We start from the raw sequence: 14,492 nt of genomic DNA on the forward strand, positions 1-14,492 counted from the left end.
CACGCCTTATTCGCGAGCAAGTGGAATACCCTGGGCGTCACCCCCTCACGAGCGATGCCGCCATGGCTTCCCGCATGGCGGCATCAATCGGGGTGGGCCGCCGCTGTTCGCGGTTCATCAACACCATCACGCTTTCGCAGAGGCCAACCAGAACATCGTTGACGCGGGCGCCGCTGCGCACCCGGAACGAGCTGTTACCGAAACCGGCGATCCCGGTGGCCAGCGAGGCGCTGTGCAGGGGCGCCGGCCAGTCCAGGTAGTGGATATCAATGCGCGCCACCAGCAAGCCCAGGCCCGGCAAGCGCATGGCATCCAGGGAACTGACCCGGGACTGTTCCAGATAACGGGCAATGGTCAGCTCCCCCAGACGGCGGTCGGTGTCCTGATCGATAAAGCGCGGCTCCAGCGGTGTCCGGCACGGATACCCCTGATCCGTCTCGGGACCAGCGTCGAAATCCGGCCAGGGCGCCAATTCCGGCACGTCCCCGAGCCGGGTGCTCAAGGTGTCGAACATGGAGGCCGGCAGGGCCTGCCATTGACCATCGCGCCAGGCGCCCATCAGGCAGTCCTGTACGCTGGTGCATTCCCCGTTCTGGAACAGGGCGATGGCGAAACGGCAGGTGGCCTTGTCCACCGCCACCAGCTTCACCGCGCACTGCACGTCGGTGAGGTAGTGGGTTTCCTCGAGAAACTGGGTGACGGTACGGCGCGGACGCAACAGCACCTGATCGGAACACCAGATGCCCTCGGCACCCAGTACCTCCATCAGATAACGCAGGCGGCCCTCGGTATGGAAACTCTGCACCGCCACGTTATTGACGTGCCGCTCCACATCCAGATGGAAAAAAAGCGGTGTGATGGTGAATTGAAAATCGTAGGCTTCGGGGTCCCGTTGCCAGGGTTGTGTTTTCACGTGGTGTGACTCCAACCGGAGAAAGGGAGAGAGGAACGATGCCGGCCGTGCCGACATCGTCACCGGCGGCGAATCAATCGAAGTTCGGCCTGCGCTTTTCCAGAAAGGCCTTCACGCCTTCCTGGAAGGCATCGCTGTCGATCAATCGCTGTTGTCCCTGGGTTTCCAACTCCATTTGCTGATCCAGGGTGTTGTGCTGGGCGGCGTCCAGGGCGCGGCGGGCCTCCAGGGCGGCGCCCCGGGGCAAGGCCGCCAGGCGCGTGGCCAGCTCGCGGCTGGTCTGTTCCAGTGCCTCGTCGTCACAGCAGCCCCAGATCATACCCCAGCGCTCCGCCTGCTCCGAAGGGATGCGCTCTCCCAGCAGAGTGGCCCCCATGGCGCGGGCGGAGCCGGCCAGACGCGGCAGGTGCCAGGTGGCACCCAGGTCCGGCAGGATGCCCAGGGTGGGAATGAAAGGGAACAGGAAATAAGCGGAACGCGCCGCCACCACCACGTCTCCGGCCAGCGCCAGGCTGGCCCCCGCCCCCGCCGCCGCGCCATTCACCGCGGACACCACCGGTACCCGGCAGCGGCGCAGTGCCTGAATCAGGGGCACCGAGGTTTCCCGCATCATTCGCGCCACTCGCGTGCCCACCGACTCGTCACTGGCCGGCGCCATGGTGCCCAGATCGGCGCCGGAGCAGAAGGCACGGCCGCTACCGGTGACAATCAGGGCGCGCACGCTGTCGTCCTGTTCAATGGCCGCCAGGGCGTGGAGCATTTCCTTTTGCAGTTCCGTCGCCAGCGCATTCATGGTTTTCGGGCGATGCAGACTCAGCACCGCGATGGCGCCGTCCCGTTGCAGTTGGATCGAGTTGTATTCCATGGCTGTTTCCTTATTCGTCCCGCCAGCGGTTCGGTCCCAGATAGCCGAACAGATAAGCGGCGATCTTGCGCATCTGGATTTCCTCCGCTCCTTCGGTGATCCGATAGCGGCGGTGGTGCCGGTAAATATGTTCGAACGGCTTATGCCGGGAATAGCCCATGCCGCCGTGGACCTGCATGGCACGATCCGCCGCCTCGCAACACAGGCGATTGGCCCAGAAATTACACATCGACACTTTGTCGGAGAGTTGCTTCTCCACTTCCACCTTTGGCAACTGGTCCATCTGCCAGGCGGTATGGCGAATCAGCAACCGCAGCATTTCCGTCTGGGTATGCAGTTCCACCATCGGGAATTGAATGCCCTGATTCTTCGCCAGTGCTTCCCCGAACGGTTTGCGGTCGCGAGCATACCGCACACTTTCCTGAATGCAGAACACTGCCGCGCCGAGACTGGAAGCGGCCTGCCGGATGCGGTTTTCGTGAACGAAATGCTGGGCCAGCGCCAGGCCGTTGCCCTCTTCGCCGAACAGCGTGTCCGCCGGCACCCAGACATCGGTGAAACTGATGCGCGGATGGTCGGTGGGCATGTTGAAGGTCCACAGGTACTCCTCCACCTTCAACCCTGGGGTGTCCGAGGGCACCAGCAGGGCGGTGATGCCTTTGGCGTCGCCGTCCTTGCCACTTGTACGGGCGAACGTCAGGCAGTGAGTGGACGTGTGCATGCCGGTGATCCACATCTTCTCGCCATTGATCAGCCAGCCGTCGACGCCGTCCCGCTGTTGTCTCACCGCCCGGGTTTCCATATGGGTGGCGTCGGAGCCGTGATTGGGTTCGGTAAGACCGAAGGACAGCTTCAATTCCCCGCTGAGCATGCCGTGGATAAAAGTGTCGCTTTGCTCGGCGGTGCCGAAATCCCGGAACATCAGAACGAAGGGGTTGTTGGCGACGATGGAGTGCTCGTTCTGCAGATCGTTGTGCAGACCGAGACCTTTTGCCGCCAGATGCTCGCGAATGACCGTCATCGCCAGATGGGAACCATCCTGGCCGCCGTATTGTTTCGGCAAAGGGAAACGCCAATGGCCGGCTTTGTCCGCACGCCGACGGGCTTCCATCAGCAGCGCTTCCCACTCTTCCCTGGGCAGACCGCCATTGTCAAAGTCGGTGCGCGCCCATTCCCGGCGGTGGTCAAAGAAACGAATGTTGTCGTCCTGATTCTCCAGCGGTTTGATTTCCGCTTCGATGAACGTGTCCAGCTCTTCCAGGTAGGCGGTCAATTCCGCCGGCAGATTGAAATCCATCGCACCCTCCTTATGTGGGGTTTGTGGGGTGGCTCCTGTACGGGCCCGCCGCCATCAGCGCGCATCAACTGTCCAGCGCGTTGAGGTAGCCGGAGTAACGGGGCTGGTCCACCGCCACCTTGTGCAAGGTGACGAACCAGAGAAAATCGGCCAGCCCCGGGGTATCCAAAGTGAATTCGCCGTTGGCGATGCCCTCGCAAAGCCGTTCGGTCAACAGCCGGGTATCGCCGTCCTCGCCGAGCAGGTCACGCAGCCGTTGCTGCTCCTCTTCGGCGATGCTCTCCGGCTGCGTCAGTTGCCGCTGGACCATATCCACCACATTGGCGGCCACCCGCACCCGGAACGCCAGGCCGTTACTGACCGCCGGCATCACTTCACGGCGCAGAAACTCCGCCACCACGGCCAGCAGATCGGGGTCCTTGGGCAAATCTTGCATCGGTCGCTCCTCGAACAGGCGCTCACCGCGCCAACATGGTCAACAGATCTATTTCGGCTTCCGAAGCGCGACGGCCAATGGCGCCCCGCTCCACGGTGCGGTCGGTGCCACTGATGAAGGCCTGGGCCATCTTCTGGCAGATCACACCCCATTTAAGAACACCGAACACTTCCCAGAACGCCACCCGGCGCGGATCCACCCGGCGGCCACTGGCTTCCTGGTAGCCCTGGAACAGTTCCTCCCGGGTGCCAAAGCCACCCACCGGCAGAGCGCTGTTACCGAAGCGCCAGGAGTTGACGCATATCCAGCCCAGATCCGCCATCGGATCACCGAGATAGGAAAGTTCCCAATCCAGCACGACACGCAGGCCGTTGCGGTCCACCATCAGATTGCCGTTACGGAAATCCCCGTGCACCAGGCAGGGTTCCGCCGGCTCGGCGGGCAGATTGTCACGCAACCACCGGAACGCCAGCTCGAATACCGGACGCGGCTCGCCACAGCCCTGGTAACGTTGGTAATAGGCCTCGATCAACTGTTCGGTGGTGCGCTTGCGCAGGAACGAGACTTTGTCCAGCGGCACCTGATGAATGCCAGCCATCACTTGTCCGCATTGCCGCGCCAGCACCGAGCGGGCATTGCTATAGGCTTCGTCGCGCAGAATCCGTTGCGGCAGGGTTTCCCCATCGACCCGGCGCATGATGTACCCCACACCCAGGTCATCCTCTTCCTTCAACTCGTAACGCACGATGGGAACCGGCACATCGTGACGCAGCACTTCCCGCAACAGGCGCGCTTCCTGATCCATGGTCAGCGTGGTGGAATCGGAGCCGTTCATGGGACTGGCGATTCTCAGAATCAGCGGCTCCACATCATCGTCGCTGACCAGATTGAACGACCACATCTGCTGGCTGGCGCCGCCGGTCAGACGGGTCAGTTTGTCAATCGCGGCACCGGGTAGCAGACGCGAGGACAACGCCTGCAACGCCTTACCCACGTTTTCTTGGTTTAACTCCATGAGATCCCCATGCTGGCTGCTCATTGGGTCCGCGACCCCGGTTCAGCCGCCACCGGGACTCAGGCTCCGGCGGCGGAAAGCTTAAAAAATTGCCGGGAGCAATTTTTAACGTTGCGTAAAAATTCTAGGAACCCGCCAGCCGGATTAACGTCGTCGAATCAGACGATTTGCTTAGTAACCCTTATTTCTTCGACTTCGCTTTAAAGGCTTCCACCGCGGCTTTCGATTCCGGGCTGGCGATGCAACGGTGTTGCGCCACCGCTTCCTGCTGGTAGGTTTCCGCGTAGCTGCTGGTGGCCGCCGCGCGCAGCAATCGCTTGGCTTCGGCGGTGGCCAGCGGGGAGCGTTGCGCCAGTTGGCCGCCCCATTCCAATGCCCGCTCTTCCAGTTGGTCCACCGGCAGAACCTGGTTGGCAATACCCAGCGCCAGGCAACGCTGTGAATCCAGACTGCCGCCCTCGACGATCAGTTGGAAAGCACGCTGATAGCCCAGATGCTGATAGAGGAACCAGGTGGCACCGCCGTCAGGGACCAGCCCGATGTGGCTGAAAGCCATGTAAATCCGGGCTTCCTCCGCCATCAGCACCAGATCGCAGGCCATCAGCACCGCCGCGCCGACGCCGGCGGCAACACCGGGCGTCATGCCGATGATCGGCAATGGCATGGTGGAGATTTTCTCCAGTAACGGCCGATAGCCGTCCAGCAGGGTCTCAATCACACTCGGCTTGTTCTCCGGCGACTCCATCAAATCGGCGCCAGCGGAAAAGGCGCGGCCGGTGGAACCGAGCACCACCACTTTGACGCGGTCGTCCTGTTCCGCCTCGTTGAGAGCGGCCAACAGGGCTTCGCGCAGAGGGATATTGAAGGCGTTAAGGGCGTCCGGGCGGTTCATCTTGACCATCGCCACGGCCCCGTTCACCCGATAATCGACAAGCGCTTCGCTGGTCATGGTGACTCCTTACAGGCCAAATGAGGTGGCTCCGCATGATCGGTGGGAACCCCCTTGACGGGCGTCGTCCGAAAAGACGATTCGTCCTAATCGACGATTGCCGCTTTTCACCCGGGTCGTGAATCTGTATCTCCCATGCACAGCAGAGCAGCGGAGGCCCAGTCATGAGCGAACAGCCCGTACGTACCGTCCAAGCCCTTTTCGATCTCACCGGCAAAACCGCCCTGGTCACCGGCGGTTCGCGCGGTCTCGGCCTGCAGATGGCGGAGGCACTGGGCGAAGCCGGGGCCCGCGTGGCGATCAGTGCCCGCAAGGTGAAGGAACTGGAGGAAGCCGCCGAGCATCTGCGCCAACGCGGCGTCGAAGTGCTGCTGTTGCCGGCTGATCTTTCCCAAGAGGCGCATGTGCTGAACCTGGCGGAACAGGCGGTCAAGGAACTCGGCCAGGTGGACATCCTGGTCAACAATGCCGGCGCTACCTGGGGCGCCCCGGCGGAGGACTACCCCATGGACGGCTGGGACAAGGTGATGACCCTAAACGTGCGCAACCTGTTCCTGCTGACCCGGGAAATCGGCCGTCTGAGCATGATCCCGCGCCGTTACGGCCGCATCGTCAATATTGCCTCCAATGCCGCCCTCGGCGGCAACCGCGATCTGATGCAGGCGGTGGGCTACAGCACCAGCAAAGGCGCGGTGGTCACCTTCACCCGGGCGCTGGCGGCGGAATGGGGTGCTTACAATATTACCGTCAATGCCATCGGCCCGGGGGTGTTCCCGAGCAAGATGTCCCGCTACCTTAGTGAGCGGCACGGCGACGAAGGCCTGGCACGGCGGGTTCCCCTCAACCAGATCGGTGACGAGGAAGGGCTCAAAGGCGTGGCACTGTTGTTTGCTTCGGACGCCGGCAAGCACACTACCGGCCAGTTTTTGCTGGTGGACGGCGGCGCTTCCGCGATGATCGCGGGCTGACCGTCTTTTCTTTATTTCTTATTTTTTTATTGAGTACTCGGGAGTCACCATGGACATTCCTTCCTTTCAAACTCTGGAACTGACCGTCGACGACGGTATCGCCACCCTTTATCTCAATCGCCCGGACCGCATGAACGCCTTCACCCGGGAGATGAAGGACGAGCTGATCGCCGCCTTTGATTTCACCGACGCCACTGACGAGGTGCGCGCGGTGATCGTCACCGGCAAAGGCCGCGCCTTTTGCGCCGGCGCGGATCTGGCCTCCGGCGGCGACACCTTCGACTACAAGAAACGCGGCGGCGAAGGCGCCAACCCGGACGACGCTCACCGTGACGGCGGTGGCCAGGTGGCCCTGCGCATCTACCGCAGTCTCAAGCCGGTGATCGCCGCCGTTAACGGCGCCGCGGTGGGGGTCAGGATTACCATGCAACTGCCCATGGACGTGCGGCTCGCCGCCGAAAACGCCCGTTTTGGCTTTGTCTTCTCCAAACGAGGCATCGTCAACGAGGCGGCGTCTTCCTGGTTCCTGAGCCGGGTGGTGGGTATTTCCTCGGCGCTGGAATGGTGCTTCACCGGCCGGGTTTTCAACGCTCAGGAGGCCAAGGAACGTGGCCTCGTACGTTCCGTGCATCCCGCTGACGAACTGTACGACGAGGCGGTAAAACTGGCTCGCGAGTTCGCCGACCAGACCTCCGCCGTCTCCATCGCCGCCATGCGGCAAATGATCTGGCGCATGGCCGGTGCTTCCCACCCCATGGAAGCCCACCGCCTGGACAGCGCGACGATGAAATCCCGGGGCGGTTCCAACGACGTGCGCGAAGGGGTCAATTCGTTCCTGGAGAAACGCCCGGCGCAGTTCCCCGACCGCGTCTCCACCGACATGCCGGACTGCTTCGAATGGCAGAGCGAACCGCCGTTTAAGGCCATTTAAGGAGGGAGGCCCGATGACCGATGCCGCCAAGACCGTCAGTGAGGCGCTGGAATCCCGGCGCTCGATCCGCGCTTTTCAGGATCGTCCGGTGGACGGCGCCCTGTTGCGCGCCATTCTGGAAAAAGCCAGCCGGGCCCCGTCCGGAGGCAATCTGCAACCCTGGCATCTTTATGTGGTGGGGGGCGAGCGCCTGGACCAGTTCAAGGCGATCATGCGTGAGCGCCTGCAAGACTCGCCCGGCGGGGAAAACAGGGAGTACGACGTCTATCCCCCGAACCTGATCGCCCCCTACCGGGACCGGCGTTTTCAGGTCGGCGAGGACATGTATGGCCTGCTCGGCATTCCCCGCGACGACAAGGCGGCACGGTTACGCTGGTTCGCCAACAACTTCCAGTTCTTCGGTGCGCCGGTGGCTCTGTTTTGCTATGTGCACCGCACCATGGGGCCGCCGCAATGGTCGGATCTGGGCATGTATCTGCAATCGGTGATGCTGCTGCTGCGCGAGGCCGGTCTGGACAGTTGCCCGCAGGAGTGCTGGTCGCTGTACCCGCAAACCCTGGGCGAATTCCTTCAGGCGCCGGACGAGTGGATGCTGTTCACCGGCATGTCCATTGGTTATCGGGAGGAGAACGCGGAAGTGAATCAGCTGCGCGCCAAACGGGCGCCACTGGATGAGATCGCGGAATTCCACGGCTTCTGATCAGGAGGGGCCCACGCCCCTCCTTCCCATCATCCCGCCGCCCCTGGCAGATGCGCCAGCGACAACCCGGTTTCCCGCTTGACCGTGGAGATGGCGAAGTTACTGCGGATATCCGTGATACCGGGAAGTTTCAGTAAAGTGCCACGCAAAAACCGCTCATAGGCGGGCAAGTCCGGCACGACCACTTGCAGCAGAAAGTCCGACTCTCCGGAAAGCAGATAACAGGATACCACCTCCGGCAGATCCGCCACGGCATCGCGGAAGGCGCTGTCCACCTCATCATCGTGCTGCCCTACTTTGATACCGACGAAAACCGTCAACCCCAAACCCACTCCGCCGCGATCAAGCTCGGCGTGATAGCCGCGAATGATCCCGCTTTGCTCCAGCAGACGAACCCGGCGCAGGCAGGGTGACGGCGAAAGCCCCACTTCCTCGGACAGCTGAACGTTGCTCAATCTGCCGTCCCGCTGCAACGCGGCCAGAATCCGCCGGTCCAGATTGTCCAATTCCACTTCTGGCATAAATGGATCCTTTCAGGCTCATCATTGGCATTAAATGCCAATATATGACGTTATCACCCGCCAAAACGCAATCCGGCCCACCGATCCAAACCGTACTCTTTAGCGCTATGGAAAGGCAATCGGAACCCCGCTGGCATGGCTCATCTTGAAACCTTCATTGGCGCCCTGGTGGTGGCCTATCTGGTACCCGGTCCGGACCTGGTTCTGGTGCTGGAGACCGCCAGTGTCAGGGGGCGCGCCCAGGGCCTGGCAACAGCGGCGGGGCTGGCGGTGGCCCGTGGGGCGCATGTGGTCATGGCAGCCGCCGGTCTGGCCGCGTTGCTGAAAACCTCACCTTGGGTATTCGAGCTGGTCCGCTGGATCGGGGTGCTCTATCTGGTCTGGCTCGGCGTCAGGATCGGCCGTTCCTCATCCTGGTCGCTGGAGGATTCGGCGGTGGCGCTGGGCAGCCCGCCCCGAGCCTATCGTTCGGCGGCCTGGCGCGGCCTGCTGACCAATTTCACCAATCCCAAATCGCTGCTGTTCTGCTCCGTGTTGCTGCCCCAGTTCATCGACATCGGCAACGGTTCGGTGGCCTCTCAGTTTCTATTGCTGGGCACTATTCTGGTGGGCCTGGGCGTACTGTTTGACCTGCTCTACATCGTCGGCGGCCGCGCGCTTGGCCTGTGGATGCAACATCGCCCCTGGGCACAGCGGCTGCAACGGAGCCTGTTCGCTACGTTGTTGATCGGATTCGCCCTGCGCCTGGCGATGAGTCGTCCATTCTGAACACATTGTGGATCGGCGGACCCGCCCCGAAGCTGGCGAGACCGTCTATCCACTTTCCTGAACATCACCGTTTCCGGCTTGGCGGCCGGCCAGTGCCTCCCACCACAGCCGCAGCATCTCCAGCAGCATCAGCGCGAACGCCAGCGGCATCATCAACATCACCGGCCATACCGGCCACAGCCGGGTACCGATCTGCATCTGCCGAGCGCTTTGCGCGGCATCCCAGGCAAACCGCCACAGGTACCAGAGCAATACGGCAAAGATCACGATCTCCACGGTCAGCACCAACACCGCCACCGCTCGCGCCCATCCCGGCGACATCCTGTCGGCCAGAATATCGAAGCGGGGAAAGGTGCCCTGCCGATGCCCCAGCGGCACTGCCCAGAACACCAACAAAGGGAACAGCATACGCTCGATCATATTGTAGCCACCGGGAATCAGGTCCATTCCCAACAGATAGCGGCCCAGCACCCCGATTACCGTGATCATCATGATCAGGAACAGACAGAGTCCCGCGCCCACCGAGGCCAGTCCGCCCTCCAATCGATCAATGGCTTTCCAAAACGCCATGGCGACTCCTCCTCTCTCGCGGCTCAGCGAATTTGCTCCGGCAGCCAGGTAATCAGAGCGGGATAGCTGATCAGCAGAACGGTCAGCACCACACCGGCCACCAGTGCGAACAGACTGGCGGAACGAAACACCCGCGCCACCGGATAGTTGCCGGCGCTGGCGGCGGCGAAAGTGGCCAGCCCCACCGGTGGCGTGAGCAGTCCCAGTGCGATCATCAGGGAGGCCATCACCCCGAACCACAGCAGGTCGATTCCGGCGCTTTGCAGCAGCGGCAGGATGATCGGTACCAGCAACACGATCACCGCCGCCGATTCCAGAAACATGCCGCCGAGGAAGAACACCGCCATCAGAATCGCCGCCACCACATTGGGGTGTCCCAGTATCGGTTCCATCAGCGACAGCAGCTCATTGGGCAAACGGGAAAAGGTCAGGAAGCGGGCGAAAATCTTGGCACCGAGCACCAACATCATCAGCGTGGCGGTGACCTTCACCGACTCCGCCAACGCCTCGAACAATCCGCGCAGATTGACCCGCCTCATCAGCATCATGCCGGCCATGGCAGTGAAGGCGCCGAGGGCGCCGGCCTCCGCCACCGTGACCACACCACCGTAGATGCCGCCAAACACGATCAACATCAGCGCCACCACGAACAGAAAGGCGGTCATGCTGCGACGGGCCTCCCCGGAGGGCGGGGCTTGTTCCGGCGCCTGACCGTCCACCGCGCCCTCGCGCAATTCACCAAACAAGCGCAGGCAGACGATATAGATCGCGATACACAGCAGCCCCGGCCCGATCGCGCCGATGAACAGATGGCCGATGGGCACCGATGCCAGCGAACCATAGATGATCATGATCAGACTCGGCGGAATGATCGCCGACAGAGAGCCGGCCACCGCCGACAGGCTCAACGAGAAGCGCCGGGTGTAACCCAGTTTTTCCAGCTCCGGCGACGCCAGTGATGCCAGGGAGGCGGAGCTGGCGGCGCCGGAACCCGACACCGCGCCCAGCAACGAGCCAGTGACGATGGTCGCCACCCCCAATGGGAAGCGCCGATAACCGGACAACCGGTGCCCCACGGCGAACAGGTCCCGTATCACGCCGCCACGCAACAACAGCTGCGCCATCAACAGATACAGCGGCACGATGGACAGGGAGTAAATCGACGCGGTGTAGAACGTATCGGAACCAAGAATCCCACCGAGCACGTCCACACCGACCACCAGCACGATGCCCAACATGCCGGCGCCAAACAGCACCGTGGCCACGTTCTGGCCGAGCACCAGGAAAGCGGCGAACCAGGCCAGCACCATCCAGATAATCTGCGTATTCGACATGGCGCCGGCTCAGTCCTGTTCGAGGTAGTCCGCGGCACTCGGCGGAATGGTCCCGCCCTGCTCCTCAATCAACTCCGCCCACAGGCGCGCGGTGGCCTTGCCCGGATGCCCGGCCTCCTCCATCTGTTCGATCCAGCGAATCCAGGTACGGCTGGCGGCATCCTGCAAATGCCCGGCCATGTCGTCGGACAGCTCGTTCAGTTCCACGAAGGTGGCGCCCGCCTTCTGGGTCCTGGCCCGCACCGCCTCTTCCTGCTGGTCAATATGAGCGGCGTTATCCAGGGCTACCTGACGGGCCACCCGGTCCCAGGTGGCGCGCTGTTGTTCAGTCAACCCGTTCCAGGTCTCATCGGTGACCGCCAGGTAGCTTTCCCAGTGCCCCATGGAAATGCCGGTGATGGAGTACTTGAGCAGGTCCTCGAACGAGTACGATGGCCAATCCGCCACCGACAGGATGGTGCCAATCACCGTCTTGCGGGACAACGCTTCATAGGAGTCGGCGCTGGTCATGGTCACCGGCGTCGCGCCCAGTTCCTGCAGCAGTATGGTGTGCAGCGCGGAGCCGGCGCGGATCGGCGCGCCTTCCAGGTCGTCCGGAGAATCCAGCACCCTGCCTATGGTGGATAACGAATAAGCGGAAGTGGCTCCCAGCGGCCAGCCGCGCAACCCCTTGCTGCCCAATTCATACTGGTAAAAAGTCTTGCCGTCGGCCAGTTCCTGGTCGGAGTCCATCAGTGTCTGAAGCGCCTTGGTGACCATCACCGAAGTGGTACTCAGTGTTGGCAGCTGGGTCACGTCGGACAGCGGGAAACTGCCTTCGTGGTAGGGTGCCAGCAGCGGCGCGGCCACGGAAATGGTGCCGGTCTTCAGCGCATCCCATTCCCGCCCCGGTGTCACCAGGGAGCCGGAGTAGAAACGCACGAAGGAAAGGTCCGTTTCCTTTTCCATGGCGTCCACGAACGGGTCCATGTGCTGCCCGACCCAGAAATGCTGCTGCCCCATGCCCGCGGAAATCCTCAAAGGCGCGGCGGCGGACACCGCCGCCATCACCGTGAGTGTCATAACCAGAAGCAAACGTACCATGCGCATAAAGATGTCCTCCCCGGCAACGCAACCGGCTTATCCGTGCTGATGTTGGGAGCGCAGGAACCATCCCGCGGCGGTTGCGGTGAACCGCCGCGACCTAGCCGGACGCTGTTTGAGTTTCGCTGATACGGAGCCGCAACCGCGCCTTCAACACCTTGCCATTGGCGTTGCGAGGCAGCGGCTCTTCAAGAAAATCGATGAAATCAGGGATTTTGTAATCGGCCAGATGTTCGGCGCAGTAGGCCTTGAGACGGGCGGCGCTGATCCCCGGGTCGTCGCGGACCACGAACAGTTGGATTTTCTCTCCCAGCACCGGATCAGGCCGGGCCACCGCGGCACACTCGATCACGCCGTCGAGTCCCTGCAGCAACCCTTCCAGTTCGGCGCTGTAAATGTTGTAGCCGGCACGGTTGATCATGTCCTTCTTGCGGTCCAGCACACGCACGTAACCGTTTTCGTCCACCGAGCCGATGTCCCCGGAACGCCAGTAGCCGCCGGCAAATTCGGCACGGTCCGCCTCCGCGTTGTTCCAATATCCCGGCGTCACCATGGGGCCGGCGATCCACAACTCGCCGGCCTCGCCCGGTGGCCGTTCGCGACCATTGGAGTCCATCACCTTGATATCACCGCAGGTGACCACCCGGCCGACACTATCGGCGTGCCGGGCGGCCTCACCCAACGGCAGGATGGTCGCCGGTGAACAGGTCTCGGTGGCCCCGTAGGCGTTGACCAGTTGCAGGTTCGGCAACCGTTCCGCCAATCGCTCGATGGTGGCTTCCGGCATGGGCGCGCCGCCGAAACCGCCGAGACGCCAGGCGGACAGGTCATAGTGATCAAAGTCCGCCCGCAGCAGGCAAAGGTTATACATGGCGGGCACCATCACCGTGTGCGTGATCCGCTCCCGATCGGCCAGAGCCAGGAAGCGCTGGGCATCGAATTCCCGCTGAATCACCACGCAGCCGCCCACATGGAACAGGGTCAGAATCACCGCCACCACACCGGTGACATGACTTGCCGGCACCACCAGCAACGAGCGCTCGTTTTCACCCAGCGCCATGGACTGCTCAAAGTGCAGCAGGCTGTGCAGCAGATTCAGGTGGGTCAGGCGCACCCCCTTGGGGCGTCCGGTGGTGCCCGAGGTGTACAGCAGGATGGCGGTATCATCCTCCTGAGGGGTGGGCAGAGGCAGGCGCGGGGCGCCTTCCTTCAGCAGGGCCTCGAACGGTTCGGCGCCGGCGACCTCGCCACCCACCGCGAAGCGGAACGCCAGCGCCGGCAAGGTTTCCCGACCGCTGACTTTATCGCCCTGAACATCGTCATGAATCAGCACCTTGGCCTGGCAGTGATAAAGGATATAGGCCAGCCCGGATTTGGATTCGCGGATATTGACCGGCACCACGATGGCACCGAGCCGCAGCGCCCCCAGCAGCGCCAGCACGAACTCGTTGCGGTTGGCCATCAGCAAGGCGATCCGGTCACCGGCCGCCACACCGCGCCGCGCCAACTGAGCCGCGATATGTTGCATGCGCCGGTTGGCCTCCCGGTAGGTCAGCCGCTGGCCATCACAAACCAGGCACTCATTGTCCGGCGCCCGACTCACGGCGCGACGAAAGGAGGCCAACAGGTTGGCCGGTCTGGCGGCGTAGCAACGCACCAGGCGATCGCCAAAGTGATACTCATGGCGAACAGCGAAGGGGGCCTTATCACCCATACAGGTCACCCATATAGATCTCTCCCGAACTGCCGGCTCCATGTTGTTCTTCTCATTCCATTGTTAGGGGGTGGCCCGGGAAGACTCGTCGTCCGAAGCGACGATTTGCCCATTGGGCGGGGAATCTATCCTCTTTCCGGAGGTCTTCTTAAAGTGTGTGCGCTTACCCACCAAACTCTTTGTCTCATTTTGAAATAATTCCTATCGGTATGGACGATTTTTTATTCCGTCTAATATGTTAGAGGAGCTCATTACTGCTCAATTTGCGATCGATTTCACTCCCGAATGACATATTTGGAAATTATTTTCGTCGCCCCCTCCTCTTCTCATTTCACTTTTCCCATGAACGCATCCAGGTAGTGAACACCCGCTCGCGGCAAAGGCCGGCACCGCCGACAAATGGCGAAAAACATTTCAGCTCATCGACT

General features: G+C 62.2%; 15 protein-coding genes. 4 read left to right on the forward strand and 11 right to left on the reverse strand.

Going from position 1 to position 14,492, the window contains the following annotated elements; all coding sequences use genetic code 11:
• Nucleotides 1-37 precede the first annotated feature (37 nt).
• From B5T_RS20950 to B5T_RS20975, 6 genes are all read right to left on the reverse strand, one after another.
• Entirely contained in the window at nt 38-913 is an 876-nt protein-coding gene (locus B5T_RS20950; protein WP_014996528.1) for a thioesterase superfamily protein, read from the reverse strand.
• A 73-nt stretch (nt 914-986) separates the two neighbouring features.
• Nucleotides 987-1,778, reverse strand: a complete 792-nt coding sequence (locus B5T_RS20955; protein WP_014996529.1) for an enoyl-CoA hydratase-related protein — start codon at nt 1,776-1,778, stop codon at nt 987-989.
• A 10-nt stretch (nt 1,779-1,788) separates the two neighbouring features.
• Nucleotides 1,789-3,075 (reverse strand): acyl-CoA dehydrogenase family protein, encoded by a 1,287-nt coding sequence (locus B5T_RS20960; protein ID WP_014996530.1) that lies wholly within the window; start codon nt 3,073-3,075, stop codon nt 1,789-1,791.
• Between the two features lie 64 nt (nt 3,076-3,139).
• Nucleotides 3,140-3,511: a DUF6285 domain-containing protein gene (locus B5T_RS20965; protein ID WP_014996531.1), complete on the reverse strand. Its 372-nt coding sequence runs from the start codon at nt 3,509-3,511 to the stop codon at nt 3,140-3,142.
• 22 nt (nt 3,512-3,533) lie between these two features.
• Nucleotides 3,534-4,526 carry a phosphotransferase family protein gene (locus B5T_RS20970; RefSeq protein ID WP_014996532.1) on the reverse strand — a complete coding sequence of 331 codons (993 nt, stop codon included), beginning with the start codon at nt 4,524-4,526 and terminating at the stop codon, nt 3,534-3,536.
• Nucleotides 4,527-4,707: 181 nt separating this feature from the next.
• The gene (locus B5T_RS20975) at nt 4,708-5,475 is read right to left on the reverse strand and encodes an enoyl-CoA hydratase/isomerase family protein (protein WP_014996533.1); all 768 of its coding nucleotides are present in this window, start codon (nt 5,473-5,475) and stop codon (nt 4,708-4,710) included.
• Nucleotides 5,476-5,639: 164 nt separating this feature from the next.
• On the opposite strand from B5T_RS20975, the gene B5T_RS20980 reads away from it, so the two are divergent.
• From B5T_RS20980 to B5T_RS20990, 3 genes are read left to right on the forward strand one after another with little or no spacing between them, the layout of a single operon-like run.
• On the forward strand, nt 5,640-6,443 hold the full coding sequence (locus B5T_RS20980) for an SDR family oxidoreductase (protein ID WP_014996534.1): 804 nt from the start codon (nt 5,640-5,642) through the stop codon (nt 6,441-6,443).
• A 49-nt stretch (nt 6,444-6,492) separates the two neighbouring features.
• Nucleotides 6,493-7,374, forward strand: a complete 882-nt coding sequence (locus tag B5T_RS20985) for a crotonase/enoyl-CoA hydratase family protein (RefSeq protein ID WP_014996535.1) — start codon at nt 6,493-6,495, stop codon at nt 7,372-7,374.
• A gap of 13 nt (nt 7,375-7,387) precedes the next feature.
• Nucleotides 7,388-8,074 (forward strand): nitroreductase, encoded by a 687-nt coding sequence (locus tag B5T_RS20990; protein ID WP_014996536.1) that lies wholly within the window; start codon nt 7,388-7,390, stop codon nt 8,072-8,074.
• 29 nt (nt 8,075-8,103) lie between these two features.
• Here B5T_RS20990 and B5T_RS20995 read toward each other — a convergent pair whose 3' ends face one another.
• Nucleotides 8,104-8,595 (reverse strand): Lrp/AsnC family transcriptional regulator, encoded by a 492-nt coding sequence (locus B5T_RS20995; protein WP_014996537.1) that lies wholly within the window; start codon nt 8,593-8,595, stop codon nt 8,104-8,106.
• Nucleotides 8,596-8,730: 135 nt separating this feature from the next.
• Here B5T_RS20995 and B5T_RS21000 point away from each other — a divergent pair, with 135 nt between their 5' ends.
• Nucleotides 8,731-9,363, forward strand: a complete 633-nt coding sequence (locus B5T_RS21000; protein WP_014996538.1) for a LysE family translocator — start codon at nt 8,731-8,733, stop codon at nt 9,361-9,363.
• A 45-nt stretch (nt 9,364-9,408) separates the two neighbouring features.
• On the opposite strand, the gene B5T_RS21005 is transcribed toward B5T_RS21000, so the two are convergent.
• The 4 genes from B5T_RS21005 to B5T_RS21020 form a co-directional block, all read right to left on the reverse strand.
• Nucleotides 9,409-9,933, reverse strand: a complete 525-nt coding sequence (locus B5T_RS21005) for a TRAP transporter small permease (protein ID WP_014996539.1) — start codon at nt 9,931-9,933, stop codon at nt 9,409-9,411.
• Between the two features lie 23 nt (nt 9,934-9,956).
• Nucleotides 9,957-11,267 (reverse strand): TRAP transporter large permease, encoded by a 1,311-nt coding sequence (locus tag B5T_RS21010; RefSeq protein WP_014996540.1) that lies wholly within the window; start codon nt 11,265-11,267, stop codon nt 9,957-9,959.
• Between the two features lie 9 nt (nt 11,268-11,276).
• Nucleotides 11,277-12,356 (reverse strand): TRAP transporter substrate-binding protein DctP, encoded by a 1,080-nt coding sequence (dctP, locus tag B5T_RS21015; protein ID WP_014996541.1) that lies wholly within the window; start codon nt 12,354-12,356, stop codon nt 11,277-11,279.
• 94 nt (nt 12,357-12,450) lie between these two features.
• Nucleotides 12,451-14,064, reverse strand: a complete 1,614-nt coding sequence (locus tag B5T_RS21020) for a class I adenylate-forming enzyme family protein (protein WP_014996542.1) — start codon at nt 14,062-14,064, stop codon at nt 12,451-12,453.
• Nucleotides 14,065-14,492 lie beyond the last annotated feature (428 nt).

The sequence above is a fragment of the Alloalcanivorax dieselolei B5 genome, from assembly GCF_000300005.1.
Lineage (GTDB): Bacteria > Pseudomonadota > Gammaproteobacteria > Pseudomonadales > Alcanivoracaceae > Alloalcanivorax > Alloalcanivorax dieselolei.

Bases quoted from the DNA above. Each gene is read 5' to 3' on its own strand.
- B5T_RS20955 (WP_014996529.1), bottom strand. From the start codon at position 1,778: ATGGAATACAACTCGATCCAACTGCAACGGGACGGCGCCATCGCGGTG.
- B5T_RS20960 (WP_014996530.1), bottom strand. From the start codon at position 3,075: ATGGATTTCAATCTGCCGGCGGAATTGACCGCCTACCTGGAAGAGCTG.
- B5T_RS20965 (WP_014996531.1), bottom strand. From the start codon at position 3,511: ATGCAAGATTTGCCCAAGGACCCCGATCTGCTGGCCGTGGTGGCGGAG.
- B5T_RS20970 (WP_014996532.1), bottom strand. From the start codon at position 4,526: ATGGAGTTAAACCAAGAAAACGTGGGTAAGGCGTTGCAGGCGTTGTCC.
- B5T_RS20975 (WP_014996533.1), bottom strand. From the start codon at position 5,475: ATGACCAGCGAAGCGCTTGTCGATTATCGGGTGAACGGGGCCGTGGCG.
- B5T_RS20980 (WP_014996534.1), top strand. From the start codon at position 5,640: ATGAGCGAACAGCCCGTACGTACCGTCCAAGCCCTTTTCGATCTCACC.
- B5T_RS20985 (WP_014996535.1), top strand. From the start codon at position 6,493: ATGGACATTCCTTCCTTTCAAACTCTGGAACTGACCGTCGACGACGGT.
- B5T_RS20990 (WP_014996536.1), top strand. From the start codon at position 7,388: ATGACCGATGCCGCCAAGACCGTCAGTGAGGCGCTGGAATCCCGGCGC.
- B5T_RS20995 (WP_014996537.1), bottom strand. From the start codon at position 8,595: ATGCCAGAAGTGGAATTGGACAATCTGGACCGGCGGATTCTGGCCGCG.
- B5T_RS21000 (WP_014996538.1), top strand. From the start codon at position 8,731: ATGGCTCATCTTGAAACCTTCATTGGCGCCCTGGTGGTGGCCTATCTG.
- B5T_RS21005 (WP_014996539.1), bottom strand. From the start codon at position 9,933: ATGGCGTTTTGGAAAGCCATTGATCGATTGGAGGGCGGACTGGCCTCG.
- B5T_RS21010 (WP_014996540.1), bottom strand. From the start codon at position 11,267: ATGTCGAATACGCAGATTATCTGGATGGTGCTGGCCTGGTTCGCCGCT.
- dctP (WP_014996541.1), bottom strand. From the start codon at position 12,356: ATGCGCATGGTACGTTTGCTTCTGGTTATGACACTCACGGTGATGGCG.
- B5T_RS21020 (WP_014996542.1), bottom strand. From the start codon at position 14,064: ATGGGTGATAAGGCCCCCTTCGCTGTTCGCCATGAGTATCACTTTGGC.